Source organism: Rhizobium sp. S152 (assembly GCF_030380735.1).
Taxonomy (GTDB): domain Bacteria; phylum Pseudomonadota; class Alphaproteobacteria; order Rhizobiales; family Rhizobiaceae; genus Rhizobium.
Genome location: NZ_JAUDRZ010000011.1, coordinates 164,175 through 188,867, shown reverse-complemented (window position 1 = coordinate 188,867; position 24,693 = coordinate 164,175). Strand labels below are relative to the sequence as shown.

Below are 24,693 nucleotides of genomic sequence, written 5' to 3'. Positions count from 1 at the left end.
CGGGCCACAGACCAGCTTCTCAAACCACCGCCGAACAAGCTCAAAAGCCGCAACCAGATGGAATTCCAATGGGCCGCAATTTAAACCGGACAGCAGTGGCACAGGACCGAGCATGACGTCGAGGGTGGGGCTATGGCGTCGCCAGGCACGTCGGCGCGGAGCGGGCGAGAGTGCGTCTACCCTCACTCCCCCAGACTGGAATGCGACGGTGTCGCGGCCCGTCGGGTGGCTTGGAGGAACCAGAGGTAGCTCAAGATGGCGATCATGGCCATCGCCGGGATGATGGTGCCGAAGGCGAGCAGCGGGGCGCCGATGAGCGAGGCGACCATGCCGCCGGTGAAGCCGCCGCCCATCTGGATGAAGCCCATCATCGCCGACGCGGAGCCTGCGATATGAGGGAAGGGGAAGAGGCCCGAGGTCGTCATGTGCGGGGTGAGGAACGCCAGGCAGAAGGCCAGGAAGGCGACCGGACCCATGATCGAGAGATAGCTCGGTGTCACGAATTGCACCGAGAGCGCGATCATGATGCCGGACAGGCCAAGCAGGAAGACGCCGGCGCGCACCGAGCCCTCGCCGCCGAGTCTCGCGGAGGTCATCCTAAGAACCACGGAGCCGAGGAAATAGGAACCTGATTGCATCAGCATCCCGAGGCCGAAGGCGGTGGGCGTGAGCCCGACGAGCTTGATCAGAATGAAGGGCAGCATCGTCGCCTGCGCATAGAGCGCGCCGATCGAGCCGCCCAGCACCAGCGAGGCGGATACGAAACGCGGTTCGCGGGCGAGTTCGGCGTAGGCCGATAGCAACGGGCCGGGAAGGGCGCGGCGGCGGTCGGGCGTACTGGTCTCGCGCATGCATGGCGGGTGTGTAGATTGACATCGAGATCGGGCCGATGGTGGCGAGAAGGGCGCCGAGCATGCTGGTGCCGTTCGCTCATCCGGAATGGGGCAGGTGGGAGACTCGGGTGGCTTGGCTCTACTAAGAGACGATGGATGTCGGCTCCGTTCTGGCGCGGGTGGAGGTCTATCGCAACGCAAAAAATGTGGTTGGCGGAGCGTTGCGCCAATTCTGCCTCGGAAGGCGGCTAAAGTAGCTTCGCCTAACTTTCGGGACTTGCCTCAATTGCGCCAAAGAGGCTGCTGATCACTGCAACGTCTGGCAACGTTGCGGGATAAGTTTATGAGCCGAAAGCGCCGCCTTGTCTCATCAAGTTTTCTTGGCGCCCTAGCCGTCCTCACGGCGTCCTTCTGTGTTTTCCAGTTCAGCAAGTCGCGGACCACGCAACTGTTCGGTGAGGTCTTCGCGCGGCTGGAGACCGAAAAGCCGCTGGTTGCGTTGACATTCGACGACGGCCCGAGTTCGCGGTTTACGCCGGAGATTCTGGAGATACTGAAATCCAGGGGCGTTTCCGCGACATTCTTTCTGATCGGCAGGGAAATCGAGGAAAATCGGTCAGCCGCTCAAGCCATTATCGAAGCAGGGCATGAAATCGGCAACCACTCCTATTCACATTTCAACATGACGCTGATGGGGCCGGATACCGTCGCCAAGGAGATCGAACTTACCGATGCGGCGATACGGGCGGCAGGATATCAGGGCGAGATATACTTTCGCCCGCCTTACGGAAAAAAGCTCGTCAGCCTGCCCTGGTATCTGTCGAGACATGACCGCAAAACTATTATGTGGGACGTGGAGCCGGAATCCTTTCCAGAGATCGACGGCAACGCCGACGCCATTACCAAATATGTGCTCGACAATGCGCGTAGCGGCTCGGTGATCATCATGCATGTCATGTATCGAAGTCGTGAACCGTCACGGCGGGCCCTGCCCCGCATCATCGACGGTTTGCAGGAGCGGGGTTTCCGCTTCGCGACCATTTCCGAGCTGATGGCTGAGCGGTAAGCGGGGAGGCGCCGGTACCTTCGTGGTCGCGTCCGGTGCGATGCGCCACGCCCCCGCTTGACGCCCTCGCCACAACGCATAATCTCGCCTTTTCACCGAGGGATTCTCCATGACCCAGTCACTGCTCGCCGGCGCCTTCCTGGCGGCGCTGCTTTATGTGCTCATTCCCGGGCCGGCCTTCCTGGCGCTGCTTGGGATCGGGGCGGGGCAGGGGCGAAAGGCGGGGGCGCAGTTCGTGTGCGGGCATCTGGTCGGCGATACGCTTTGGGCGTCACTGGCGCTGGTGGCGATCATCGGGGCGAAGACGATCGGCACCTTCGTGTTCGACGCGCTGGGGCTGCTCTGCGGTTTCTATCTCGCCTGGATCGGCTGGAACGCGTTTCGCGCCAGGCCGAAGGGCGAGGGGCAGGCGCTGGTGACCGTCGAGCGGCCGTTCCGGCGCGGGCTGATCTTCGGCGTCACCAACCCCAAGGGATATCCGGTGGCGCTGGCGACATTCACGGCGCTGGTGGCCGGCTCGGCGAGCGCGCTCAAGTTCGAGACGCTGCCGGTGCTTTTGGCGGCGTCCTTCCTCGGTTTCATCGTCGCCGACATGATCCTGATCGCCATCGTCGGCACGGGTGCCGTGCGGCGCTTCTATCGCGCGCATGAGCGGCTAATCGTGCGCTGCTCGGGAGTGCTCTTCATGGGGTTCGCGGCGCAGGCGCTGCTGCATGCCACGCCCGGCCTGCTCGGCTGGCGTCGCGCCTGATCGATCGCGGCGCGTCCGGCTCGAGCATTTGTTGCGATGGCCGGGAATACCAATCGCGTCGAAGCCTTCCTATATTGCCGTAACGCCAGACGGCAACACCGACTGCCAAACGCAAGGATTTCCGCATGCCCTCCACATCCGATCTGAACCCTGTTCTCGTCACCTGGGACGGCCTCAACGGCCTGCCGCGCTTCGAGGCCGTGAACGACGGCGATTTCGCGGCCGCCTTCGATGCGGCGCTTGCCGCGCACGAGCGCGAGATCGATGCGATCGCGGCCGATCCCGCCGAGCCGACCTTCGAGAACACGGTCGTGGCGCTGGAGATCGCGGGCGACGAGCTGTCGCGGGTTTCGGCGCTGTTCTGGAACCGGGCGGGCGCGCATACTAACGACACGATCCAGGCGCTGGAGCGGGATATTTCGCCGAAGATGTCGCGGCACTATTCGAAGATCGGCATGAACGCCGATCTCTTCAAGCGCATCGACACCCTGTGGGAAAACCGCGAGAGCCTGGGTCTGACGCTGGAGCAGACGCGGGTGCTGGAGCGGCACTGGAAGGGCTTCGTCAAGTCGGGCGCCAAGCTTGAAAAGGCGGAGCAGGAGAAGCTCGCCGGCATCAACGAAAAGCTGGCGGGTCTCGGCACGCAGTTCGGCCAGAACGTGCTGTCGGACGAGAAGGGCTGGGCGCTGATCCTTTCGGAGGGCGACGATCTCGCCGGCATTCCCGATTTCCTCAAGGACGCGATGGCGGCTGCGGCGCGCGAGCGTGGCGAGGACGGCAAGTTTGCCGTGACGCTGTCGCGCTCGATCATCGAGCCTTTCCTGACCTTTTCCGAGCGCCGCGACCTGCGCGAGCAGGCCTTCAAGGCCTGGGTGGCGCGTGGCGAAAACGATGGCCCGTCGGACAATCGCGGCATCATCCGCGAAACGCTTCAGCTGCGCCATGAGGTGGCGAAGCTGCTCGGCTACGGCAACTTCGCCGAACTGAAGCTCGACAACACCATGGCGAAGACGCCTGATGCGGTGAACGACCTCTTGAAGCAGGTGTGGGCGAAGGCGGTGAAGCGCGCCGGCGAGGAAGAGGCCGATATCGCCAGGCTGATCGCCGACGAAGGCAAGAACCATGAGGTCATGCCCTGGGATTGGCGGTTCTATTCGGAAAAGATCCGCTCGCAGAAATTCAATTTCTCGGAGGCGGAGCTGAAGCCATACCTGCAGCTGGAAAAGATCATCGACGCCTGCTTCGACGTCGCGGACCGGCTGTTTAACGTTCATGCGGTCGAGAAGAAGGGCGTTGCGGCCTATCATCCCGATGTCCGCGTCTTCGAGATCCGCGACCGCGAGGACAGGCTGGTGGCGATGTTCCTCGGCGATTACTTCGCCCGCTCGTCGAAGCGTTCGGGCGCGTGGATGAGTTCGTTCCAGTCGCAGCACAAGCTGCCGCTGAAGAACGGCCGGACCGGTGAGCTGCCGATCATCTATAATGTCTGCAACTTCGCCAAGCCTGCCGAAGGCAAGCCGGCGCTGCTGTCGCTCGACGATGCCCGCACGCTGTTCCACGAGTTCGGCCATGCGCTGCACGGCATGCTCTCCAACGTCACCTACCCCTCGGTATCAGGTACCGGGGTGTCGCGCGATTTCGTCGAACTGCCGTCGCAACTCTATGAGCACTGGCTGACGGTTCCCGAAATCCTCAAGCAGTACGCGGTGCATTTCGAGACGGGCAAGCCGATGCCGCAGGAATTGCTCGACAAGGTGCTGGCGGCGCGCAGCTTCAACGCCGGCTTCAACACCGTGGAGTTCACCTCGTCGGCGCTTGTCGACATGGCGTTCCATACGCGCGAAGGGATCGCGGATCCGATGGCGGTGCAGGCCGAGATACTCAAGGAGCTCGGCATGCCAAAGTCGATGGTCATGCGCCATGCCTCGCCGCATTTCCAGCACATCTTCTCCGGCGGCTATTCCGCCGGCTACTATTCCTACATGTGGTCGGAAGTGCTCGACGCAGATGCCTTCTCGGCCTTCGAGGAAACGGGTGACGCGTTCAACGGCGAGGTCGCGAAAAAGCTGCGCGATCACGTCTATTCCGTCGGCGGTTCGGTCGATCCCGAGGAGACCTACAAGGCCTTCCGCGGCAAGCTGCCGAGCCCGGATGCGATGCTGGTGAAGCGTGGGCTGGCCACTTTCGAGGAATTGTCGGGTAGCGACGCCTGAGCATTGTCGCGCCGATAGGCACGTTAGGTGCAAGAATCCTAATGTTTCCGCGGGCGGCGATCGGGCGCCCGCGTGTCACATGACTGTCATTGAACGTTAATAAGCAACCGGCATCGACCTCCATTGATGCCGGTTTTTTCATGTCTGCTTGCCCTTCGGATCACCATGCCGCCGTTTCGACATCCGGCGTCGAGCTGCGCTATGGCGCGACTCCCATCCTGAACGGCATCGATATTTCTCTCTCTCGCGGCAAGACGCTGGCGCTGCTCGGCCCGTCGGGTTGCGGCAAGACCACGCTTCTGCGGCTGGTGGCGGGGCTTCTGGCGCCGAGCAAGGGCTCGGTCTCGATCGCCGGGCGCGTGGTGGCGGATGCCGCAAGCGGGGTTTTCGCACCGCCGGAAAGCCGCAACCTCGGCATGGTCTTCCAGGACTACGCGCTGTGGCCGCACCTGACGGTTGGCGGCAATGTTTCCTTTCCGCTCGAAATGCGCGGCGTCGGCAAGGCGGCGCGGCAGGAGCGGACGATGCGGGCGCTGGAGCGCGTCGGCCTCGGCGCCTACGCCGATCGTCGGCCGAGCGACCTGTCCGGCGGCCAGCAGCAGCGCGTGGCGATCGCCCGCGCCATCGTCGCCGAGCCGCAGCTCATCCTGTTCGACGAGCCGCTGTCCAACCTCGACCGCGAGCTGCGCGAGAACATGGTGGGCGAGCTGGCGGAGCTAATCGGCACGCTGGGGCTGACCGCGATCTACGTGACGCACGATCACAGCGAGGCGCTGACGCTGGCCGACGACGTCGCCGTCATGCGCGGCGGGCTGATCGAGCAGCTGGCCTCGCCGGACGAGCTGATCGACCGGCCGGCGACGCCTGAGGTCGCCGACTTCCTGCGGCTGGGCGGCATCGCCGCGCTCGAGTGCCGCGACGGGCATTGGTTCTTCGCCGACAGCGGCGTGATGATGATGCCGGCTGCCGGCGATCAGGGCGGCAAGCCGCGTATCCTCATTCCGACTGCTGCCATCGGCGCCGGCGAGATCCTGCCCGGGCGGCTCGCCGCGACCGTGCTGCGCTCGCAGTTCCGCGGCGACGGGCATCTCGCCACCGTGTCGCTCGTCGGCGCCGGCCATGTCGAGCTTCAGGTCTTGAGCCGCGCCAAGCTCCGTGCCGGCGACGCCGTCGGCCTTTCGATCGATCCCGACCAGATCCGCTGGTTCGGCAATAGCGTTCATTTGTCAAAGAGGGAAAATCTTGAACATGTTTAAGTCTTTGAAGAGCATCACTTTCGGCGTTTTCGCCGCATCGCTGATGGCCGGCGTCGCGCATGCCGACATCACCGTCTACACCGCCGGCCCGCAGAGCCTGATCGACAAGCTGTCGACCGGCTTCACCAAGGAGACCGGCGTCAAGGTCAACGTCTTCCAGGCAACGACCGGCAAGGTCATGGCCCGTATCGAGGCAGAAGCCTCGAACCCCGTCGTCGACGTGCTGATCTCCGCATCCTGGGATACGGCGACCGATTTCGCAAAGCGCGGCTGGCTCGTTTCCTACACCAGCCCGAACGCCGCCAAGGTTCCCGACTTCCTGAAAACCGATACGGCCGTCGCGCAGGGCATCTCGGCGCTCGGCATCGCCTGGAACACCAAGAGCGAAACGCCGAAGCCGGCCGAATGGGCCGATCTCGCCAAGCCCGAGTACAAGGACCTCGTCAACATTCCGGATCCGGCACAGTCGGGCTCGTCGTTCGAACTGACGGCGGCGCTCGCCGGCCAGGACGATTTCAAGCTCTTCAAGGAGTTGAAGGATAACGGCGCGATCATCGCCGGCGCCAACGCCGAAGCGCTGAACCCGGTCCTGCAGGGCGCCAAGGCCGCCGTCTTCGGCGCGGTCGACTACATCACGCTCGCCGCCAAGGAAAAGGGCGAGAACATCGACGTGATCTTCCCGGCTTCCGGCACCGTCATCGCGCCGCGTCCGGCCATGATTCTCAACTGGTCGAAGAACCAGGACGAGGCCAAGAAGTTCATCGACTACATGCTGTCCGACGAAGGCCAGAAGCTGGTCGCCGCCCAGATGCTGATGCCTGCCCGCAGCGACATCCCGGCCAACCGTCCGCTGATGAGCGACCTGAAGCTCCTGAAGTACGACACGGCCGCCGTCTACGGAAAGCGCAAGGAAACGCTGAAGCAGACCGCCGACATCTTCGGCAGCAAGTAAGGACCGAGTGATGAAGACGAACGGCATCGGCGGCGCCACTCCGGCCGCCTGGCTCGCCATCGCGGGCTTGAGCGTCATCGTTGCCGTTCCCTTCATCGCCATCGTCCTGCAGGGTATCTTCCCCGATCTCGGGCAGGGCTCGTTTTCGGGCCCTTTCTCGGCGCTGTTCGCCACGCTCGGCGACAGCGCGTTGATCGGCATGGCCGGCAACACCATCCTGCTCGGCGGCTGCGTCGTCATCGCCTCGGCGCTGGTGGCGGTGCCGCTCGGCGTGATCCGGGCGCTCTATCGCGTCCCGCTGGCGCCGCTTTGGGACGTGCTGCTGCTCGTCCCCTTCATGATCCCGCCCTACATCGCCACGCTGGGCTGGATCATGACGCTGCAGCCCCGCGGCTATCTCGAGCAGCTGGCGGGCTTCAACCTCGCGCCCTTTCTGTTCTCGCTCTTCGGCATGACCATGGTCATGGCCTTCAACACCTTTCCGGTGGTCTATTTCGCGGTGTCGCGCACAGTGGAAGCCGTCGGCGCGCGCTATGCCGATGTCGGCCGTGTCTTCGGGGCCACCCCGGCGCGCGCCTTCTGGCGGATCACGCTGCCGCTTTCGGCACCCGGGCTCGTCGCCAGCCTGATGCTGGTCTTCGCGGCGGCGATCGAGGAATACGGCACGCCGGCAGCACTCGGCCGCCGCGCCGGCTTCCAGGTTCTGGTGACAGGCATCGACCTTCGCATCTCCGACTGGCCGATCGATCTGCCGGGCGCCGCGATCCTTTCCATCCTGCTTGTCGCGCTCTCGCTGGTGGCCTTCCTGCTGCAGCGCTGGATCCTGTCGCGGCGCTCCTACCAGACGGTCGGGGGCAAGCCACTCGCGAGGGATAAGCGGCCGCTCGGCGCCTACAAAGTCCCCGTCGTGATCGCGTTTGCGGTCGTCTCGTTCCTCGCCACCGGCTTGCCGCTGCTTGCGATCCTGATGACGGCGCTGTCGCGGACGATCTCCGGCGGTCTGGCCTTCGACAATCTCAGCCTTGATAATTTCGCGGCGGTGTTCTCCAACAGCGCCGGCGCCGTGGAAGCGCTCGGCAACAGCTTCTCGCTCGGCATCGGCACCGCCGTCATCACCGGGCTGATCGGCGTGGTCGCCGCCTATACCGTCGTGAAGACGCGGATGCGCGGGCGCATCGCCATCGACATCATGACCATCCTGCCGAACGCGCTTCCCGGCATCGTCGTTGCCGTCGGGCTCATCCTCGCCTGGAACATGCCCTGGCTGCCCGCCACGCCCTACAATACCGGGCTGATCCTGCTGCTTGCCTATTGCTGCATCCTGTTGCCGCAGCCGGTGCGCTACACGGTTGCCGCCTTCCAGCAGATCGGCGACAGCCTGGAAGCCGCCGCGCGGGTGAGCGGCGCGAGCGGCGCCACGGCGTTTCGCCGCATCCTGCTGCCGCTGGTGTTTCCGAGCCTCGCCTCGGCCATGCTGCTGGTCTTCGCGCTGGCGTCGCGCGAGCTCGTCGCCTCCGTCGTGGTGGCGCCCGTCGGCATGCAGACCATCGCCACCTTCATCTGGCGGCAGTTCGAGCAGGGCTCGGTCGGGCTCGGCATGGCCATGGCCTTCGTCGCCATCCTGATCACCACGCTGCTGCCGCTGCTGCTCCTCAGCCTGCTTCGCCGCGGCGGGCTGGTGGCGGAGTGATGCTGCCTGCAATGTGACAGGACTGTCGCCGAAGTTTCGAAAAACCGTCATGCCGCCTTCAAGCGAATGACATGACGATCACAATAGGGTCTGCCGGCCTCCTTGCCCTTAGCCGGATAGACCTTGGCATGAAACTGACAGAACCGACGCGCCGCCGTTTCCTTTCCTCCATGGGGGCGGTTGGCGGCTTTGCCTTGGCGGGGCTGGCGATGCCCTATTATGCGCGCGGCTCCTCCAGTCGCCCGATCTTCACCGCGGGCGTGCAATCGGGCGACATCGACCGCAATTCGGGTGTGGTGTGGACGCAGGTAGACCGGCCTGCGCGGCTCTATCTCGAATATTCGACGAGCGACCGGTTCGCCAATGCGGTGCGCGTCGCGCCAATCGACGTGACGCCGGAGACCAATCTGGCGGCAAAGCTTCTGCTGCAGGACCTGCCCGCCGATCAGGAGATCTTCTACCGCTTCCGCGCGGCCGATCTCTCCGACGTCAACGGTCTGTCGGAACCGATCCACGGGCAGTTTCGCACCGCCCCGACGGGCAAGCGCAGCATTCGCTTCGTCTGGTCCGGCGATACGGTCGGGCAGGGCTGGGGGATCGACGAGGAGGGGATGCGGACCTATTCGACCATCGCCTACCACCGCCCGGATTTCATGATCCATTCCGGCGATACCATCTATGCCGACAATCCCGTTGCCGACGAGGTCAGGCTGCGTGACGGGCGGGTCTGGAAGAACCGCATCGTCACCGAGGCGAAGCGCGACATAGCCCAGACGCTCGACCAGTTTCGCGGGCAATGGGCCTACAACCTGCTCGACGACCATGTGAAGGCGCTCAACGCCGTCAGCGCGCGCCAGCCGCGCATTCCACGAGATGACGCCGATCCGCTACGTCGCCGACGAGCCCGGCCGCATCTACCGCAAGGTCTCCTACGGTCCGATGCTCGACGTGTTCTTCATCGATCTGCGCTCCTATCGCGGGCCGAACAGCCATGGGCTCGACAAGGAGCTTTCGCCTGAGGCGCGGTTACTCGGCAAGCGGCAGGTGGCGTGGCTGAAGCGCGAGCTGGTGCGCTCAACGGCAACATGGAAGGTGATCGCCTGCGACCTGCCGATCGGTCTCGTCATCTGGGACGACTACGGCAACCGTCGCGGATCGGAATCGATCTCCAATGGCGACAACGGCGCGCCGCTCGGTCGCGAACTTGAATTCGCCGACCTCCTGCGTTTCATCCGCGATGCCGGGATTACGAACATGATCTGGCTGACGGCGGACGTGCACTACACGGCGGCGCATTACTACGATCCCGGCAAGGCAAAGTTTCGCGAATTCCTGCCGTTCTGGGAGTTCGTGTCCGGGCCGTTGCATTCGGGAACCTATGGGCCGCAGGAGCTCGACATGACCTTCGGGCCGCAGGTGAAGTTCATGAAGGCGGCGCCCGGCGGCGTCGAGCAGAACCTGCCGCCGTCCGACGGCATGCAGTTCTTCGGCCTCGTCGATATCGACGGCGAGAGCGAGCAGCTGACGGTGCGGCTGATGGATCGCAATGATCAGGAGCTCTGGCGGGTGGTGCTTGAGCCCGAAAGGACGGTCTGATGCCATCCATGCTATACGTGCATTCCTTTCATTCCGGGCTCCCCCCTTTCGCAAACGCGAAAAACACTGTATGAGCCGCCCAAATGCAATTGGCGCCCTCCCAGCGTGGCGCCCCAGCCTCAGAGATCTAGACATATGGCACTTCGCAACATCGCGATTATCGCGCACGTTGACCATGGCAAAACGACCCTGGTTGACGAACTCCTGAAACAGTCCGGCTCGTTCCGCGAGAACCAGCGCGTCGCCGAACGCGTGATGGACTCCAACGACCTGGAAAAGGAACGCGGTATCACGATCCTTGCCAAGGCGACTTCGGTCGAGTGGAAGGGTGTTCGCATCAACATCGTCGACACCCCCGGCCACGCCGACTTCGGTGGCGAAGTCGAGCGTATCCTGTCGATGGTGGACGGCGCGATCGTTCTGGTCGACTCGTCGGAAGGCCCGATGCCGCAGACGAAGTTCGTCGTCTCCAAGGCGCTGAAGGTCGGCCTGAAGCCGATCGTCGCGATCAACAAGATCGACCGTCCCGATGGCCGCCACGAGGAAGTCATCAACGAAGTGTTCGACCTCTTCGCCAGCCTCGACGCCACCGACGAGCAGCTCGACTTCCCGATCCTCTACGGTTCCGGTCGTGACGGCTGGATGAACGTCAACCCCGAGGGTCCGAAGGACCAGGGTCTGGCGCCGCTGCTCGACCTCGTGCTCAACCACGTTCCGGAGCCGACGGTCGCCGAAGGCCCGTTCACGATGATCGGCACGATCCTGGAAGCCAACCCCTTCCTCGGCCGCATCATCACCGGCCGCATCAATTCCGGCTCGATCAAGCCGAACCAGGCCGTCAAGGTTCTCGGCCAGGACGGCAAGCTGATCGAAACCGGTCGCATCTCGAAGATTCTCGCTTTCCGCGGCATCGAGCGCACCTCCATCGAAGAAGCGCATGCAGGCGACATCGTCGCGATCGCCGGCCTCTCCAAGGGCACGGTCGCCGATACCTTCTGTGATCCCGCGATCACCGAGGCGCTGACCGCGCAGCCGATCGATCCGCCGACCGTCACCATGTCGTTCATCGTCAACGACAGCCCGCTCGCCGGCACCGAGGGCGACAAGGTCACCTCGCGCGTCATCCGCGACCGCCTCTACAAGGAAGCGGAAGGCAACGTCGCGCTGAAGATCGAGGAAGCCGAGGGCAAGGACTCGTTCTACGTCTCCGGCCGCGGCGAATTGCAGCTCGCCGTTCTGATCGAAACCATGCGTCGCGAAGGCTTCGAGCTTGCCGTGTCGCGTCCGCGCGTCGTCATGCACCGCGACGAGAACGACCAGCTGATGGAGCCGATCGAAGAAGTCGTCATCGACGTCGATGAAGAGCATTCCGGCGTCGTCGTGCAGAAGATGTCCGAGCGCAAGGCCGAAATGACCGAGCTGCGTCCTTCGGGCGGCAACCGCGTTCGCCTGGTGTTCAACGCTCCGACCCGCGGCCTGATCGGCTACCAGTCGGAACTCCTGACCGACACGCGCGGCACCGCCGTGATGAACCGCCTGTTCAAGGACTACCAGCCCTACAAGGGTGAAATCGGTGGCCGCACGAACGGCGTTCTGCTCGCCAACGCTGCCGGCGAAGCCGTGGCCTACGCCATGTTCAACCTGGAAGATCGCGGCCCGATGATGATCGAGCCCGGCGAAAAGGTCTACATGGGCATGATCATCGGCATCCACAGCCGCGACAACGACCTCGAGGTCAACGTTCTCAAGGGCAAGCAGCTGACCAACATCCGCGCCGCCGGCAAGGACGAAGCCGTCAAGCTGACGCCGCCGATCCGCATGACGCTCGACCGCGCTCTCTCCTGGATCCAGGACGACGAGCTCATGGAAGTGACGCCGAAGTCGATCCGTCTGCGCAAGATGTATCTCGACGCCAACGACCGCAAGCGCTTCGCCAAGGCGAAGACCGCCTAAGTCGAACAGGCAATCAGAGACTTCGAAACCCCGGCCATCGCGCCGGGGTTTTTTATTTGTGCGCTTCGCCGAATCCTTCTTGTCGCAATAGTTAAAAAAGCGTTAAATTTCAGCCGTCGTCCACATGTTAAGCCTGTGGGCAATCGACTGTAATGCGCTGCCGCATATGGTTAATTGCCCGCGACGGGGCCAGAGTAAGCGTCATGAAGACATTGTCGATCGATGTTCGGCGGGCTGAGCCGCACGATTCCCGAGCCATCTCGGAAGTGCACCGGCTTGCGTGGAAACACACCTACGCGGGCATCATTCCGCACAAGGCGCTGAACCAGATGATCGAGCGCCGCGGCGAACAGTGGTGGCTCAAGGCCACGCGCGGACCGGCAACGCTTCTCGTCCTCGATGTCGCCGGCGTCGTCGCCGGCTACGCCACGCTCGGCCTTAACCGCGCGCGGGCGCTGCCGCAGGAAGGCGAGATCTACGAGCTCTATCTGCGTCCCGAGTATCAGGGCCTCGGCCTCGGCCACATGCTGTTTTCCGAAGCGCAGCGGCTCCTGAAGTCGCTCGGCTGCAAGGGCATGGTGGTGTGGTGCCTCGAGGAGAACGACGGCGGCGCCGAGTTCTATCGCGGCCATGGCGGGGTCGACTATTGCGAGGGCATGGAGACCTTCGACCACAAGCAGCTGAAGAAGATCGGTTTCATCTGGAACTGATCTTTCGAGCGTATCGGGTGCTGCCCAGTTTTCCGGCATTTTGAAGGCCAGATCATAAAACTATCATGTGGCCGTGCCGCTCTGTTGTGTTGCGTCGCGGCAGGAATCCGATTATCTGGCTGCGAACATTCACGTCGCGGGAGTAATCGCATGCGCATCGACGCCATTTCCATTGGCAAGAACCCACCTGAGGACGTCAACGTCATCGTTGAAGTTCCAGTCGGCGGCCACCCGATCAAGTACGAGATGGACAAGGAAGCCGGCACGCTCGTCGTCGACCGCTTCCTCTACACGCCGATGACCTATCCGGGTAACTACGGCTTCGTACCGCACACGCTGTCGGAAGACGGCGACCCGATCGACGTGCTGATCGCCAGCACCCGTCCGCTGGTTCCGGGCTGCGTCATCAACGTGCGCCCGATCGGCGTCTTGAAGATGGAAGACAATTCCGGCAAGGACGAGAAGATCATCGCCGTGCCGTCGCCGAAGCTGACGATGCGCTACGACAAGGTCAAGGATTACACCGACCTTCCCGAGATCACCGTCAAGCAGATCGAGCACTTCTTCGAGCACTACAAGGATCTGGAACCCGGCAAGTGGGTGAAGATATTCGGCTGGGGCGATGCCAAGGAAGCCGGTGCGCTCATCCTCGAGGCGATCGAACGCGCCAAGAAGGAAAAGGCCTGATTACAGGCCCAACAAATCATTCAGCTTTCTGATCACATCCTCCGGCTCGGCATCGATCCGGAGGATTTTTTTACGCGCCGTATCGCCCGAGACGAGGCTGACGGACGACTTCGCGACGCCGAGCGCTTTGGCGAGGAGGGCGATCAGCGCCTTGTTGGCCTTGCCCTTTTCCGGAACCGCGGTCACGCGTGCCTTTACATGCGCCTTTCCGTCGGCGTCATGCTCGATACCATCGATCGCATCGCGACCGCCGTTCGGAGTCAGCCTGACGGCGAGCGTGACATGATTGGCGAATGCCGAAAAGGGCAGGATCACATCGCCGCGCGGTAGAGCGCCGGGAAGACCGAGTTGCGCAGAACCGACTGGATGAAGAAGATGATCAGGAGCAGCACGATCGGCGAAATGTCGATGCCGCCGAGGTTGGGCATGAAGCGGCGGATCGGGCGCAACACCGGCTCGGTTACGTTGTAGAGGAACATGCCGACCGAATTGACGAACTGGTTGCTGGAGTTGATGACGTTGAAGGCATAGAGCCACGAGAAGATGGCGCTTGCGATCAGAATCCAGACATAGATCACCAATGCCATATCAATGGTTTGAAAGAGGGCTGCGATGATGCCGGCCATTGTCGTCTCCAGTTCGTTGTTGACAGACATGTAGACATTGGCGACTAAACGGGCAAGTACCCTGTTGAAACAGCCGCTCGCGCGGGCTTCGAGGCCCGGCGGCATGGTGTCGCGGCGGCGATTGGAAAGCCCTCATGTCGATCTCAGCGACCGGCGACCGCTTCGCGGCCTTCCGGCATCCGTCCTACACCCGCTTCTTCTTCGCGCGCTTCCTGCTGTCCTTCTCGCAGCAGATCGTCAGCGTCGCCGTCGGCTGGCAGATGTACGACCAGACGGGAAGCGCCATCTATCTCGGCCTGATCGGGCTGGTGCAGTTCCTGCCATCGCTTCTTCTGATCCTGGTGACCGGCTCGGTCGCCGACCGGCACAACCGACGCGCCATCGCCTCGATCTGCTCGCTTATCAGCGCGCTGTGCACGCTGGCGCTGCTGTTGATGACGCTGACGGGGACGTTCTCGCCCATTCCCGTGTTCGCCGTGCTTCTCATCTTCGGCATCGAGCGCGCCTTCATGTCGCCGGCCGTGCAGTCGCTGGCGCCAAACCTGGTGCCGGCGGAAGACCTATCGAACGCGATCGCCTGGAACTCGTCTTCCTGGCAGCTCGCCGCCATTACCGGCCCTGTCATCGGCGGTCTGCTCTACGGCATCAATGCGCAGACGGCCTATACGGTCGCGGTGGTCTTCGCCGTGCTCGGCGCCATTCTGCTCTACATGATCCCGAAGCCGGCGCAGAAGACCACGGGTGAAGCCAAGAGCTGGGACATGATCCTCGGCGGCTTCAAATTCATCCGCACCGAGACTGTGGTGCTCGGCGCCATCTCGCTCGATCTCTTCGCCGTGCTGCTCGGCGGCGCCACGGCGCTGATGCCGATCTTTGCCCGCGATATCCTGACGCTTGGCCCGTGGGGTCTCGGCCTGCTGCGCTCGGCGCCGGGCGTCGGCGCCATCGTCATGGCGATCCTGCTCGCCACCTATCCTTTGAAGCACCGCGCCGGCGTCTACATGTTCATCGGCGTGGCACTGTTCGGTCTCGGCACCATCGTTTTCGGGCTCTCCACCAATGTCGAACTCTCGATCGCCGCGCTGGCGCTGATGGGGGCGGCCGACATGGTCTCGGTCTATGTGCGCGAGAGCCTGATCGCGCTCTGGACGCCGGACCAGCTGCGCGGCCGCGTCAACGCCGTCAACATGGTCTTCGTCGGCGCGTCGAACGAGCTCGGCGAGTTTCGTGCCGGTACGATGGCGCATGTGTTCGGCGCCGTGCCGGCTGTGATCATCGGCGGCATCGGCACGCTCGCGGTGGCGGCAATCTGGGCGACGCGTTTTCCGCAGTTGCGCAGGATCGATTCGCTGGATGCGCCGGAGCACGTGACGCGGGGGTAGTTTTCGGGGCGTTGTGCCGTGGGATACCCCCCTCTGGCCCGCCGGCCATCTCCTCCACAGGTGGGGAGATCGACTCGTTGCGGCGGCATTCCCAAACAATGACTGTTGGAACGAGCGGGTGCGTCTAGCCAATCTCCCCCCTTGTGGGGGAGATGCCCGGCAGGGCAGAGGGGGGGGCTGCCGCACCGACCAAGAGTTACCCCGAAATCATCACCTCCGCCTCGATCTCGACGGGAAAATTCAGCGGCAGGCCGGCGACGCCGATGGCGGAGCGGGAGTGGCGGCCGACTTCGTGGCCGAAGACTTCGTTGATCAGCTCGGTGAAGCCGTTGATGACGGCGGGCGGGTTGGAGAAATGCGGGACGCAGTTGACCATGCCGAAGACGCGGCACCAGCCGGTGATGCGGTCGAGGCTGCCGAGCTCGCGCTTCAGGCTGCCGAGCATCGAGAGCGCCGCCTTGCGGGCCGATGCCTTAGCATCCTCAATGGAAACAGTATCGCCGACGATGCCGAAGGGGCCGGCGGGTGAGCCGTCAGGGTTCTGCGGACCGTGGCCGGAGATGAAGGCGCGGTCGCCGCGAACGTTCACCCAGGGAAACGGCAGGCTCATGTTGGACGGGAGTTTCAGGGGCTGCGGCAGGACCAGCCCCATGGAGACAATCTTCTGCTCGTAGTTCGACATGATGTTCCCCTGAAATAGCTGCGGTCACCGCTGCGCCGATGGCGTGGCTGTCCGGCCGGATCGTGGATCGGAACGTTCTTGCTACTGAAACATCGCCTCTCAAGAGGCGTCGGGCATCATAACACGGCGGGGCGGCGGACGCATCTCACGCGAACGCGATCGGTCGCGGGCTGCTTACGCATAAAGGCGGTTTGCGTCGGGTATGATGTGCGTCTCAGGCCGAAATGGCGGCCTGTTCGGCGGGTGCGCTTCTTGCCGGCTTGCTTTCAAAAACGATGTCGAGGAATTCGTTTAGCCAGGCCTTAAGCGGCGCGTCGAACAGCATGCGGCCTTCGAGGTGTTCGCGGCCCTGCTGGGCGTTGGGTAGGATGAAGCGCTGTTCGCCATGCACGACCCAGCGGTGCATCATGGCGCGGGTCAATTCGGCGTGGAACTGCAGTGCCCAGGCGTGATCGTTGTAGCGGAAAGCCTGGTTGCGGTAGGTGTCGCCCTCGGCCAGCAGCTCGGCGCCGCGCGGCAGGTCGAAACCCTCTCGATGGAAGTGATAGACCATCTTCGGCCAGTGCATGAGACGGCGGCCCTTCTCGGTGGCGCGTAGCGGATACCAGCCGATCTCGGTGGAGCCGTCGGCATTCGACTGGACCTTGCCGCCGAGATGGCGCACCAGCATCTGGGCGCCGAGACAGACGCCGAGGAAGGGGCGCTTCTCCTTGAGCGGCACATCCAGCCAGTTGATCTCGGCCTTGACGAAATCGTCGGGGTCGTTGGCGCTCATCGGACCGCCGAAGACGACCGCGCCGGAATGGCCGGCAAGCGTCTCTGGAAGCTTGTCGCCGAGAACGGGGCGGCGGATATCCAGCCCGTAGCCCTTGTCGACCAGCAGCTGGCCGATTCGTCCGGGGCTGGAGCGTTCCTGGTGGAGGACGACAAGCACCGGCGGCTTGGCGCGCGCCGCTCTGCCCTCGACTGAACGATCGAACGGCCCGTCAGTCGGCATCGTCTTGCACCACGTCGATATCGGTCACGCGTTTCGCTGCTTCCTGGCGCTTCTGGATGCGTTCGCGGGCGGAGACGCCGAGCAGTTCGGCAATCCGCCAGATTGCGTCGTCTTCCATCTCGCTGCGCTCGCCGTCGGCATAGACGATGTCCCAGAGGATGCCGATCAGTTCAAGGCGCTGTTCGGTGTCGAGGTGGCGCTTCAGGTCGGAGGTGAAGCGATAGTAATCGACGGCGTCGCTCTCGGCCTGCTGCCCGGCGGCGATCAATTCGTCGAGTTGCTTGCGGTCGAGGCCGTACTGGTCCTGCAGCAGCTTGCGAAGGCGCTTCTTCTCGCTGTCCTTGATCTGCCCGTCGGCCTCCATGACCTGCATGCAGAGCGCTGCCACCGCGATGCGCGGATCGTCGGGCGCAAAAGCCGTCTGCGGGTGGTCGGAAGTCAGATTTTGGAAGAATGCCTGGAAGCGTTCGAACATACAGGTCCTGTCTGGTTAGAATAACCGAAGCCGGGTCTTGGGTTCCGGCTCGATCGTGGTGTTGCGAACGCCCGGATCATCCGGTGCGCCGCCGAAGAAGGGGCGCGGCTCGGCTGCCTGGGTGTCGGCGGTTTCCTTCGCCGGCTTGTCCCCGGCGGATTTCGCAGGCGCGGGCGTTACCGGTGGTGCGGCCGGGCGGGCGGCTTCGGCGATGGTGGCGGCGCGCTCGAGCTCGATGATGCGGTGATCGTTGACGGGGCTCTCCTGACGCGCCTCGCGCACCGGCGGCAGGGTCTTCAACGCGCCTTCGATCGAGATCGCCGTTCCCTCCTCGACCGGACCCTCGACATGGCCGAAGGGAGCCTTCCAGACGAAGGCGTCGAGGCGTCCCGTCACGGGCGAAAGCGGCAGCCACTTGTCGGAGACGAAGCCGTCGGCGACCCAGGCCGGATCGCGCGGCGCCTTCAACGCCTGGGCCAGCCAGTGGCGCACGCGGCCCTGGTCACCGGTCTCGGCTTCCTCGATGTCGGCGAGCAGCAGGAAGGCGGCTTCGCGCGGCTCGATGCGGGCGGCGGCCTCGGCCTTGGCACGGGCCTTGCCGAAATCCTTGATGTCGAGCGCGGCCTGGGCGACGACCAGCAGCGATTCGACATTGTTCGGGCGCAACGCCTCGAGCTTTTCGGCGCGCTTCAGCCGGTCGGCGGCCGAATCGCCGCTGCGGGCGCGCACGTAGGTGGCACCGATCTCCGGATGCGGGTTGGCCTTCCATGCCTGCTCCAGGATGGAGGCGGCCTTGCGCAGCTTGTCCTCGCGAAACAGTGCCTTGGCGGCGACGATCGCGGCCGGCTCGAGATCGTCGGAGAGCTTCAGCGCGTGGGTGGCGTCGTCGCGGGCGCCTGATGGATCGTTCTCCAGCTTCTCGGTGGCGCGGGCGGTCAAGAGCACGGCGCGCAGCCGGTCGGCCTCGGCCTTTTCGATGACGCGGGCGGCCTTCTGCTGTTCGAGCAGGCGGATGGCATCGTCCCAGCGGCCGGCCTGGCTCCGGGATTCGAGCGTGGCCTGCGCCGCCCAGGGCAGATAGGGCGCGTTTTCGGCAGCCTTCTCGGCGTACTGGCGGGCTGCCTCGTTTGCACCGAGGCGCTTGGCCTCGAGATAGAGACCGCGTAGGCCGAGCTCACGGGTTTCGGGATCGTTGGCCATGGCCTCGAACTTGGCGCGGGCCTCGTCGTGACGTCCCTCGATGAGGGCGGCCTGGGCCTCCAGAAGCGCGATCAGCGGCTCCTGGTCGGCGCGGATGAGACCGCGCGAGCGTGCCGCCATCTTGCGAGCCATCAGCGCGTTGCCGGCGCCGGCGGCGATCAGGCCGGTGGACAGCGCCTGGTAGCCGCGGTCACGCTTACGGGCGCGGAAGTAGCGGGTGACGGAATGGGGAGAGGTCCAGATGACGCGCACCAGCCACCAAGCCACCATAACGGCGGCGATCAGCGCGATCAGGGCGCTGGCGGCGACGATCAGCTTGGTCTGGTACAGCTGGCCGCTCCACACGAGGCTGAGATCGCCGGGGCGATCGGCAAGCCAGGAGAAGCCGTAGCCGAGAAGAAGGACGATGATGGCGAATATGACGAGCCTGACCATGTCTCAGTTCTCCTTGCCGGCGCCGGAGATCGCCTTCGACAGCGCGCCGCCGACGAGATCCTCTACACGGATGCGCGCTTCCAGCGATTGCTTGAAGGCGGCGGATGCCTGCTTGGCATCGGCAGGCAGCATGGTCCACTCGTTGGCGGCGCCCGGCAGGTCGCCGTTCTTCACCTTGTCCTCCATGCGCGCGGCAATCGCCTCGACGCTGTCGCCCTCGATATTGCCGACGGGGCGAACGCTGACCAGCGACTTGGCGCTGTTCATCAGCCGGTCCGACCAGTTCTGGTTCGGATCCTTGTTGGCGACGGATTCGACGATGGCGGTGGCCACCGTGGGAACCTGGCGGATGAGCTCGGCGCGGGATGGAACGCCGGTTTCGGAGAAGTTGCGGAGGTCGGCGACAGCGGGGTCATCGGGCGAGACGCCGGCGAAGGTGTCGAGCTCGGCGGTGAACGGTCCGCCGCGATCGATCGCGGCCTTGAGGGCCGCTGCGGCAATCGCCTGGGCGACGGCCACGTCGCGGCGGGGCTCGTCGAGCTTCTTCTCGGCTTCGCTCAGGCGCTGCTCGATTGCCGCGCCGTTCGGGGCGCTCTGTTCAACCTGGGTCACCGTGCCGCGCAGCTGATCGAGCTGGGCGGAGAGATCGGCGATCTTCTGGTTCAGCTGGTCGACTGCGGCGGTATCCGTTGGCGCAGCGGCGGAAACCGGCGGTGCCTTGGCGACGGCTTCGAGCGCGGCGAGACGCTTTTCGAGCGTGCCGTCATCGGTTGCCGGCGCGGCGGCAAGGTTGGTCAGCGACTGCTTGATGCCGTCTATCTCGGCCGAGAGGTTTGCGACATCGGGAGAGGATGTTTCAGACGATGTCGGGCCCGGAAGATAGCCGGCATATTGCATGGCGCCGGCGCCGACGAGCGCGATCAGCCCGCCAAGGATGCCGGCGGCGATCAACCCGGAGGTCTGGCCGCCCTGCGGGCGCTGCGGCGGCTCGCGAAGGGGCGGTTCGTCCGCAACGCTCCGGGGTTCGGCGGGCGGCGGCGGGAGGTCTTCGGGTTCTGTTACGGATTCGCGTGCCGGCTCGTCGGATGGTTGCGTGATGTCCGGCTTCGGCGTGGATTGGCGGCTCGCGTCGATTTCGGCGGCCAGCGTTTCCTCGGCGGTCTCGACCGCCTGATCGGCAGGCTTTTCCGGTTCGCGGGCAGAAGCAAATTCCTGCTCACCCAGATCGATGGTGACCGGCTTGTCGGTGCTCTTCGAGTGGCGTGGCGGATTTCCTGGTGCCATGAGATCCTCGTATTTCATGCATTGCAACGAAACTAGTCAGTGATGCCAGTTAAGGAAAGAGGTTAGATAAAATTTGGGCGCCTGGAGACCTAATGGGCGATCTGGAGCAGCGACAAAAGGCTCTGTTCGTCCGGCATCGCGGCGATCACGATATTTTTACGCAGTGCCTTAGGTACGGCGGCGGCGACCGGCTCGGCAAGCGCGAGCAGCCTCGTGTTCGCCAGCCGATCGAGATGCGCGGCGATCTCGGGCTGATCGAAGAACCACTGCGCCGTCTGCCGGGAATAGAAGAGGACGATCTCAGGCGAACGGCGGGCGAAAAGGTCGCGGATCGTCGACGCGGAGATGGCGAGCGGTCGCATGGCGTAGGCTTCGACGACGGTGAGGCGCAGGCCAAGCTCATCGGCGCGGTGCTCGAAGGTCGCGGCGCGGGGGGCGCCGGCGAGATAGAGCGCGCGGTCGAAACCGTGGCCGGCAATCTGCTCGGCAAGATCGCGGCCGTTGCCGGAGGATGCCGTGACGCGGCGGAAACCGGCGGCCGTGGCTTCCTCGGCCGTTGCCTCGCCGACGGCGAAGAGCGGGCGGTCGAGATGCGGGGCAAGATCATCGGTGTGGCCGTGAAATGTTCGGACCGCCTCGGCGCTGGTCATGGCGATGGCGCCGTCGGTTTCAGCCATTGCCTGCAGTGCCCGCGCCGTCTCGTGTTTCGGTTCGGCCAGCGGCAGCAGCAGTGGCTCGTGCCCCATCTCCCGAAGCCGCCCCGCGGTACGCTCGGCGGATTTGAGGGGACGGGTCACGAGCACGCGCATCGTGCCTCAGCTCCAGTCTTCGAAGAAGGCGCTGCCGGCGCGGGCGCGGATGTCCTGCCCGGCACGGGTGCCGAGGGCCGATGCATCGCGACGGTTGCCGTCGATGGTGATGGCGTGCTGGCTGCGGCCGTCAGGGGTGATGATCAGGCCGTGGAAGCGCAGCTGGTCGCCCTCGCAGATGGCATAGCCACCGATCGGGGTGCGGCAGGAGCCGTCGAGGGCTGCCAGGAAGGCGCGTTCGCAGGAGACGGCGTCGAAGGTCGAGGCGTCGTTGATCGGCGCCAGCAGCGCGTCGACGGTTGCATCGCCGATGCGGCTTTCGATGGCGATGGCGCCCTGCGCGGGTGCCGGCGGGAAGGCATCGGCGTCGAGGATGTCGGTGATGACGTCGACCTTGCCAAGCCGCTTCAGGCCGGCGAGCGCGAGCAACGTCGCATCGACCTGGCCTTCATTCAGCTTGCGCAGTCGCGTCTCGACGAGACCGCGGAAGGTGATGACTGATATATCCGGGCGCATGCGGCGGATCAGCGCCTGGCGACGCAGCGAGGAGGAGCCGACGGTGGCGCCATGCGGCAGGTCGATCAGTTTCGGAGCGGAGCGGCCTACGACAGCATCGCGAATGTCTTCGCGCGGCAGGTAGGCGGAGAGACAGAGCCCCTCGGGCAGCGTCGTCGGCATATCCTTGGCGGAATGCACGGCGATATCGAGATCGCCCGAGGTCAGCTGCTGTTCGAGCTCCTCGGTAAAGAGGCCCTTGCCGCCGATCTCGGCAAGCGAGCGGTCGGTGATGCGGTCGCCCTTGGTACTGAGCACGACAATCTCGAACATCTCGGCCGGAAGGCCGTGGGCGGCCATCAGCCTGTCGCGGGCCTCGTTTGCCTGGGCAAGCGCCAGCGGGCTGCCTCTGGTGCCGATCCGGAAAGGTTTTGTTTGCATCCGCATTGATCCGTTGTTACCGGAGTTTCTCGTAAACAGGTTTCATACCCATCGCAATCAACGATCAGGCTCCATGGCTCCCTTTCTGCGCATCCTCGGCATCGAAACAAGCTGCGACGAAACCGCCGCCGCCGTTGTCGAACGCGATGCCGGGGGCGTGCCGACCGTGCGCTCCGACGTGGTGCTGAGCCAGCTGGAAGAGCATAGCGCCTATGGCGGGGTGGTGCCAGAAATCGCGGCCCGCGCCCATGTCGAGGCGCTGGATACGCTGATCGACGAGGCATTGAAACGCGCCAATGTGTCGCTGCCCGACATCGACGCCATCGCCGCGACCTCGGGGCCAGGGCTGATCGGCGGGCTGCTGGTCGGGCTGATGACCGGCAAGGCGATCGCCAAGGCCTCCGGCAAGCCGCTCTATGCGGTCAACCATCTCGAGGGCCATGCGCTGACGGCGCGGCTGACGGATGGGCTTTCCTTTCCCTATCTGATGTTGCTCGTTTCCGGCGGCCATACGCAGCTGATCCTGGTCAAAGGCGTCGGCGACTACGAGCGCTGGGGCACGACGATCGACGATGCGCTTGGCGAGGCCTTCGACAAGACGGCGAAGCTCCTGAGCCTGCCTTATCCCGGTGGACCGGCCGTCGAGCGGGCGGCGAAATCGGGCAATCCTCAGCGTTTCAAGTTTCCGCGACCACTGGTCGGCGAGGCGAAGCTCAATTTCTCCTTCTCCGGCCTGAAGACGGCCGTGCGGCAGGCGGCGACCGAGATCGCGCCGCTGAGCGACCAGGATGTGGCCGATATCTGCGCCTCGTTCCAGGATGCCGTGTCGCGGACGCTGAAGGATAGGATCGGGCGTGGGCTGGAGCGGTTCAAGGCGCTCTACCCCGATGTCGACCAGCCGGCGCTGGTGGTGGCGGGCGGCGTTGCCGCCAATCTCGCCGTGCGCGGCACGCTGCAGGCGCTGTGCGACAAGAACCGTTTCCGCTTCGTGGCGCCGCCCTTGCATCTCTGCACCGACAATGCCGTGATGATCGCCTGGGCCGGGCTGGAGCGGATGGCAACGGGCGTTGTGCCCGATGACCTCGACGTGCAGCCGCGCTCGCGCTGGCCGCTGGATTCGAGCGCCGAGACATTGCTGGGCTTCGGAAAGCGGGGAGCAAAGGCATGAGTGGAGAAAGCGAAACGATCGCCGTCATCGGCGCCGGCGCCTTCGGAACGGCACTGGCATCAGTGATCGCGCTGACGGGGCGGCACAAGGTGACGCTTGTCGGCCGGGATCCCGGTCTGATGGCCGATCTCGCCGCCGAACGTCTGCACGACGCGGCACTGCCCGGCATTCCGCTGCCCGACGCGCTGCAGTTTGCGGCCGAGGCGGATGCGATCGGCGATGCCGGCATCGTGCTCTTCGCCATGCCCTCGCAGGCACAGGCGGATGCGGCGCGGCATTATGGTCCTTATCTGGCTAAGGATGCCGTGACAGTTACCTGCGCCAAGGGGCTGGAGAAGACCACCGGCAATCTCCTGACCGATCTTCTTCAGCAGGCGCTTCCGGGGCATCCGATCGCGGTGCTCTCAGGTCCGGGCTTCGCGGCCGATATCGCCAAGGGGCTGCCGACCGCCATGGTGGTTGCCGCCGAGAACGGCGAGATTGCCGAGCGGCTGGCACAGGCGATCTCCGGCCGGACCTTCCGGCTCTATCCGTCCTCCGACCGGATCGGCGTGCAGCTGGGCGGCGCCTTGAAGAACGTGCTGGCGATCGCCTGCGGCATCGTCGAGGGCGCCGGCATCGGCGATTCGGCGCGCGCGGCACTGATCGCCCGTGGGCTGGCCGAGATGTCGCGCTTCGTGGCCGCTCGCGGCGGGCAGGCCGATACGGTGCCGGGACTGTCGGGCCTCGGCGACCTCGTGCTGACAGCGACCAGCCATCAGTCTCGCAATCTGCGTTTCGGCATCGCGCTTGGGCGCGGCGAGCGGGTCGATCCTTCGCATGGCGAGCTGGTTGAGGGTGCCTTCGCGGCGGCAGTTTGCGCCAGGGTGGCGGCGTCGCTCGGCGTCGGCATGCCGATCACCGATGCCGTTTCCGCGATCATCGATGGCAAGCTCGGCGTTTCCGAGGCAATCGAACAGCTGATGACACGACCGATCACGACCGAATAGGAG

21 protein-coding genes and 2 pseudogenes are annotated in these 24,693 nt (G+C 64.6%); 13 read left to right on the top strand and 10 right to left on the bottom strand.

Annotated features, from left to right (window positions below):
• Positions 1 to 182: 182 nt before the first annotated feature.
• Positions 183 to 851: pseudogene (locus QTL95_RS15620) on the bottom strand (multidrug effflux MFS transporter); the annotation flags it as partial.
• 325 nt (positions 852 to 1,176) lie between these two features.
• Here QTL95_RS15620 and QTL95_RS15615 point away from each other — a divergent pair.
• The 10 genes and pseudogenes from QTL95_RS15615 to ppa all read left to right on the top strand — a co-directional run bounded on the left by QTL95_RS15615 (position 1,177) and on the right by ppa (position 13,707).
• Positions 1,177 to 1,899 carry a polysaccharide deacetylase family protein gene (locus tag QTL95_RS15615; RefSeq protein WP_289720865.1) on the top strand — a complete coding sequence of 241 codons (723 nt, stop codon included), beginning with the start codon at positions 1,177 to 1,179 and terminating at the stop codon, positions 1,897 to 1,899.
• Between the two features lie 109 nt (positions 1,900 to 2,008).
• On the top strand, positions 2,009 to 2,650 hold the full coding sequence (locus QTL95_RS15610; protein ID WP_289720864.1) for a LysE family translocator: 642 nt from the start codon (positions 2,009 to 2,011) through the stop codon (positions 2,648 to 2,650).
• A gap of 125 nt (positions 2,651 to 2,775) precedes the next feature.
• On the top strand, positions 2,776 to 4,863 hold the full coding sequence (locus tag QTL95_RS15605; protein WP_289720863.1) for a M3 family metallopeptidase: 2,088 nt from the start codon (positions 2,776 to 2,778) through the stop codon (positions 4,861 to 4,863).
• Between the two features lie 140 nt (positions 4,864 to 5,003).
• Positions 5,004 to 6,119 (top strand): ABC transporter ATP-binding protein, encoded by a 1,116-nt coding sequence (locus tag QTL95_RS15600; protein WP_289720862.1) that lies wholly within the window; start codon positions 5,004 to 5,006, stop codon positions 6,117 to 6,119.
• Positions 6,112 to 7,071 (top strand): ABC transporter substrate-binding protein, encoded by a 960-nt coding sequence (locus tag QTL95_RS15595; protein WP_289720861.1) that lies wholly within the window; start codon positions 6,112 to 6,114, stop codon positions 7,069 to 7,071. The genes QTL95_RS15600 and QTL95_RS15595 overlap by 8 nt, the downstream gene beginning before the upstream one ends.
• A gap of 10 nt (positions 7,072 to 7,081) precedes the next feature.
• Complete coding sequence (locus tag QTL95_RS15590; protein WP_289720860.1) at positions 7,082 to 8,761, top strand: ABC transporter permease; 1,680 nt, start codon at positions 7,082 to 7,084, stop codon at positions 8,759 to 8,761.
• A gap of 128 nt (positions 8,762 to 8,889) precedes the next feature.
• Positions 8,890 to 10,357: pseudogene (locus QTL95_RS15585) on the top strand (alkaline phosphatase D family protein).
• A 135-nt stretch (positions 10,358 to 10,492) separates the two neighbouring features.
• The gene (gene typA / locus QTL95_RS15580; RefSeq protein WP_289720859.1) at positions 10,493 to 12,310 is read left to right on the top strand and encodes a translational GTPase TypA; all 1,818 of its coding nucleotides are present in this window, start codon (positions 10,493 to 10,495) and stop codon (positions 12,308 to 12,310) included.
• A 203-nt stretch (positions 12,311 to 12,513) separates the two neighbouring features.
• Positions 12,514 to 13,020, top strand: a complete 507-nt coding sequence (locus QTL95_RS15575) for a GNAT family N-acetyltransferase (RefSeq protein WP_289720858.1) — start codon at positions 12,514 to 12,516, stop codon at positions 13,018 to 13,020.
• A gap of 150 nt (positions 13,021 to 13,170) precedes the next feature.
• Positions 13,171 to 13,707 (top strand): inorganic diphosphatase, encoded by a 537-nt coding sequence (gene ppa, locus QTL95_RS15570; RefSeq protein ID WP_289720857.1) that lies wholly within the window; start codon positions 13,171 to 13,173, stop codon positions 13,705 to 13,707.
• Here ppa and QTL95_RS15565 read toward each other — a convergent pair whose 3' ends face one another.
• Positions 13,708 to 14,022: a DUF167 domain-containing protein gene (locus QTL95_RS15565; RefSeq protein WP_289720856.1), complete on the bottom strand. Its 315-nt coding sequence runs from the start codon at positions 14,020 to 14,022 to the stop codon at positions 13,708 to 13,710.
• Positions 14,019 to 14,363, bottom strand: a complete 345-nt coding sequence (locus QTL95_RS15560) for a YggT family protein (RefSeq protein WP_051961431.1) — start codon at positions 14,361 to 14,363, stop codon at positions 14,019 to 14,021. The genes QTL95_RS15565 and QTL95_RS15560 overlap by 4 nt, the downstream gene beginning before the upstream one ends.
• A 104-nt stretch (positions 14,364 to 14,467) precedes the next feature.
• Here QTL95_RS15560 and QTL95_RS15555 point away from each other — a divergent pair, with 104 nt between their 5' ends.
• Positions 14,468 to 15,715 carry an MFS transporter gene (locus QTL95_RS15555; RefSeq protein WP_289720855.1) on the top strand — a complete coding sequence of 416 codons (1,248 nt, stop codon included), beginning with the start codon at positions 14,468 to 14,470 and terminating at the stop codon, positions 15,713 to 15,715.
• A gap of 196 nt (positions 15,716 to 15,911) precedes the next feature.
• On the opposite strand, the gene QTL95_RS15550 is transcribed toward QTL95_RS15555, so the two are convergent.
• From QTL95_RS15550 to hemC, 7 genes are all read right to left on the bottom strand, one after another.
• Positions 15,912 to 16,397 carry a RidA family protein gene (locus tag QTL95_RS15550; protein WP_289720854.1) on the bottom strand — a complete coding sequence of 162 codons (486 nt, stop codon included), beginning with the start codon at positions 16,395 to 16,397 and terminating at the stop codon, positions 15,912 to 15,914.
• A gap of 214 nt (positions 16,398 to 16,611) precedes the next feature.
• On the bottom strand, positions 16,612 to 17,394 hold the full coding sequence (locus QTL95_RS15545) for a glutamine amidotransferase (RefSeq protein WP_289720853.1): 783 nt from the start codon (positions 17,392 to 17,394) through the stop codon (positions 16,612 to 16,614).
• A complete protein-coding gene (locus tag QTL95_RS15540; protein ID WP_289720852.1) occupies positions 17,384 to 17,869 on the bottom strand; it encodes a tellurite resistance TerB family protein in 486 nt (161 codons plus the stop codon). Before QTL95_RS15540 ends, QTL95_RS15545 begins: the two co-directional genes overlap by 11 nt.
• A 15-nt stretch (positions 17,870 to 17,884) precedes the next feature.
• Positions 17,885 to 19,504 (bottom strand): heme biosynthesis protein HemY, encoded by a 1,620-nt coding sequence (locus tag QTL95_RS15535; RefSeq protein ID WP_289720851.1) that lies wholly within the window; start codon positions 19,502 to 19,504, stop codon positions 17,885 to 17,887.
• Between the two features lie 3 nt (positions 19,505 to 19,507).
• Complete coding sequence (locus tag QTL95_RS15530) at positions 19,508 to 20,788, bottom strand: COG4223 family protein (protein ID WP_289720850.1); 1,281 nt, start codon at positions 20,786 to 20,788, stop codon at positions 19,508 to 19,510.
• An 89-nt stretch (positions 20,789 to 20,877) separates the two neighbouring features.
• Positions 20,878 to 21,597 carry a uroporphyrinogen-III synthase gene (locus tag QTL95_RS15525; RefSeq protein ID WP_289720849.1) on the bottom strand — a complete coding sequence of 240 codons (720 nt, stop codon included), beginning with the start codon at positions 21,595 to 21,597 and terminating at the stop codon, positions 20,878 to 20,880.
• Between the two features lie 6 nt (positions 21,598 to 21,603).
• The gene (gene hemC / locus QTL95_RS15520) at positions 21,604 to 22,533 is read right to left on the bottom strand and encodes a hydroxymethylbilane synthase (RefSeq protein ID WP_289720848.1); all 930 of its coding nucleotides are present in this window, start codon (positions 22,531 to 22,533) and stop codon (positions 21,604 to 21,606) included.
• A gap of 73 nt (positions 22,534 to 22,606) precedes the next feature.
• Between hemC and tsaD the strand changes: the two genes are divergently transcribed.
• Positions 22,607 to 23,701, top strand: coding sequence for a tRNA (adenosine(37)-N6)-threonylcarbamoyltransferase complex transferase subunit TsaD (tsaD, locus tag QTL95_RS15515; protein WP_289720847.1), 1,095 nt, complete (start codon positions 22,607 to 22,609; stop codon positions 23,699 to 23,701).
• On the top strand, positions 23,698 to 24,690 hold the full coding sequence (locus tag QTL95_RS15510) for an NAD(P)H-dependent glycerol-3-phosphate dehydrogenase (RefSeq protein ID WP_289720846.1): 993 nt from the start codon (positions 23,698 to 23,700) through the stop codon (positions 24,688 to 24,690). Before tsaD ends, QTL95_RS15510 begins: the two co-directional genes overlap by 4 nt.
• Positions 24,691 to 24,693: the final 3 nt, after the last annotated feature.

Coding starts and splice junctions, on each gene's coding strand:
- QTL95_RS15615 (WP_289720865.1), top strand. CDS start 1,177: ATGAGCCGAAAGCGCCGCCTTGTCTCATCAAGTTTTCTTGGCGCCCTA.
- QTL95_RS15610 (WP_289720864.1), top strand. CDS start 2,009: ATGACCCAGTCACTGCTCGCCGGCGCCTTCCTGGCGGCGCTGCTTTAT.
- QTL95_RS15605 (WP_289720863.1), top strand. CDS start 2,776: ATGCCCTCCACATCCGATCTGAACCCTGTTCTCGTCACCTGGGACGGC.
- QTL95_RS15600 (WP_289720862.1), top strand. CDS start 5,004: ATGTCTGCTTGCCCTTCGGATCACCATGCCGCCGTTTCGACATCCGGC.
- QTL95_RS15595 (WP_289720861.1), top strand. CDS start 6,112: ATGTTTAAGTCTTTGAAGAGCATCACTTTCGGCGTTTTCGCCGCATCG.
- QTL95_RS15590 (WP_289720860.1), top strand. CDS start 7,082: ATGAAGACGAACGGCATCGGCGGCGCCACTCCGGCCGCCTGGCTCGCC.
- typA (WP_289720859.1), top strand. CDS start 10,493: ATGGCACTTCGCAACATCGCGATTATCGCGCACGTTGACCATGGCAAA.
- QTL95_RS15575 (WP_289720858.1), top strand. CDS start 12,514: ATGAAGACATTGTCGATCGATGTTCGGCGGGCTGAGCCGCACGATTCC.
- ppa (WP_289720857.1), top strand. CDS start 13,171: ATGCGCATCGACGCCATTTCCATTGGCAAGAACCCACCTGAGGACGTC.
- QTL95_RS15560 (WP_051961431.1), bottom strand. CDS start 14,363: ATGTCTGTCAACAACGAACTGGAGACGACAATGGCCGGCATCATCGCA.
- QTL95_RS15555 (WP_289720855.1), top strand. CDS start 14,468: ATGTCGATCTCAGCGACCGGCGACCGCTTCGCGGCCTTCCGGCATCCG.
- QTL95_RS15550 (WP_289720854.1), bottom strand. CDS start 16,397: ATGTCGAACTACGAGCAGAAGATTGTCTCCATGGGGCTGGTCCTGCCG.
- QTL95_RS15545 (WP_289720853.1), bottom strand. CDS start 17,394: ATGCCGACTGACGGGCCGTTCGATCGTTCAGTCGAGGGCAGAGCGGCG.
- QTL95_RS15540 (WP_289720852.1), bottom strand. CDS start 17,869: ATGTTCGAACGCTTCCAGGCATTCTTCCAAAATCTGACTTCCGACCAC.
- QTL95_RS15535 (WP_289720851.1), bottom strand. CDS start 19,504: ATGGTCAGGCTCGTCATATTCGCCATCATCGTCCTTCTTCTCGGCTAC.
- QTL95_RS15530 (WP_289720850.1), bottom strand. CDS start 20,788: ATGGCACCAGGAAATCCGCCACGCCACTCGAAGAGCACCGACAAGCCG.
- QTL95_RS15525 (WP_289720849.1), bottom strand. CDS start 21,597: ATGCGCGTGCTCGTGACCCGTCCCCTCAAATCCGCCGAGCGTACCGCG.
- hemC (WP_289720848.1), bottom strand. CDS start 22,533: ATGCAAACAAAACCTTTCCGGATCGGCACCAGAGGCAGCCCGCTGGCG.
- tsaD (WP_289720847.1), top strand. CDS start 22,607: ATGGCTCCCTTTCTGCGCATCCTCGGCATCGAAACAAGCTGCGACGAA.
- QTL95_RS15510 (WP_289720846.1), top strand. CDS start 23,698: ATGAGTGGAGAAAGCGAAACGATCGCCGTCATCGGCGCCGGCGCCTTC.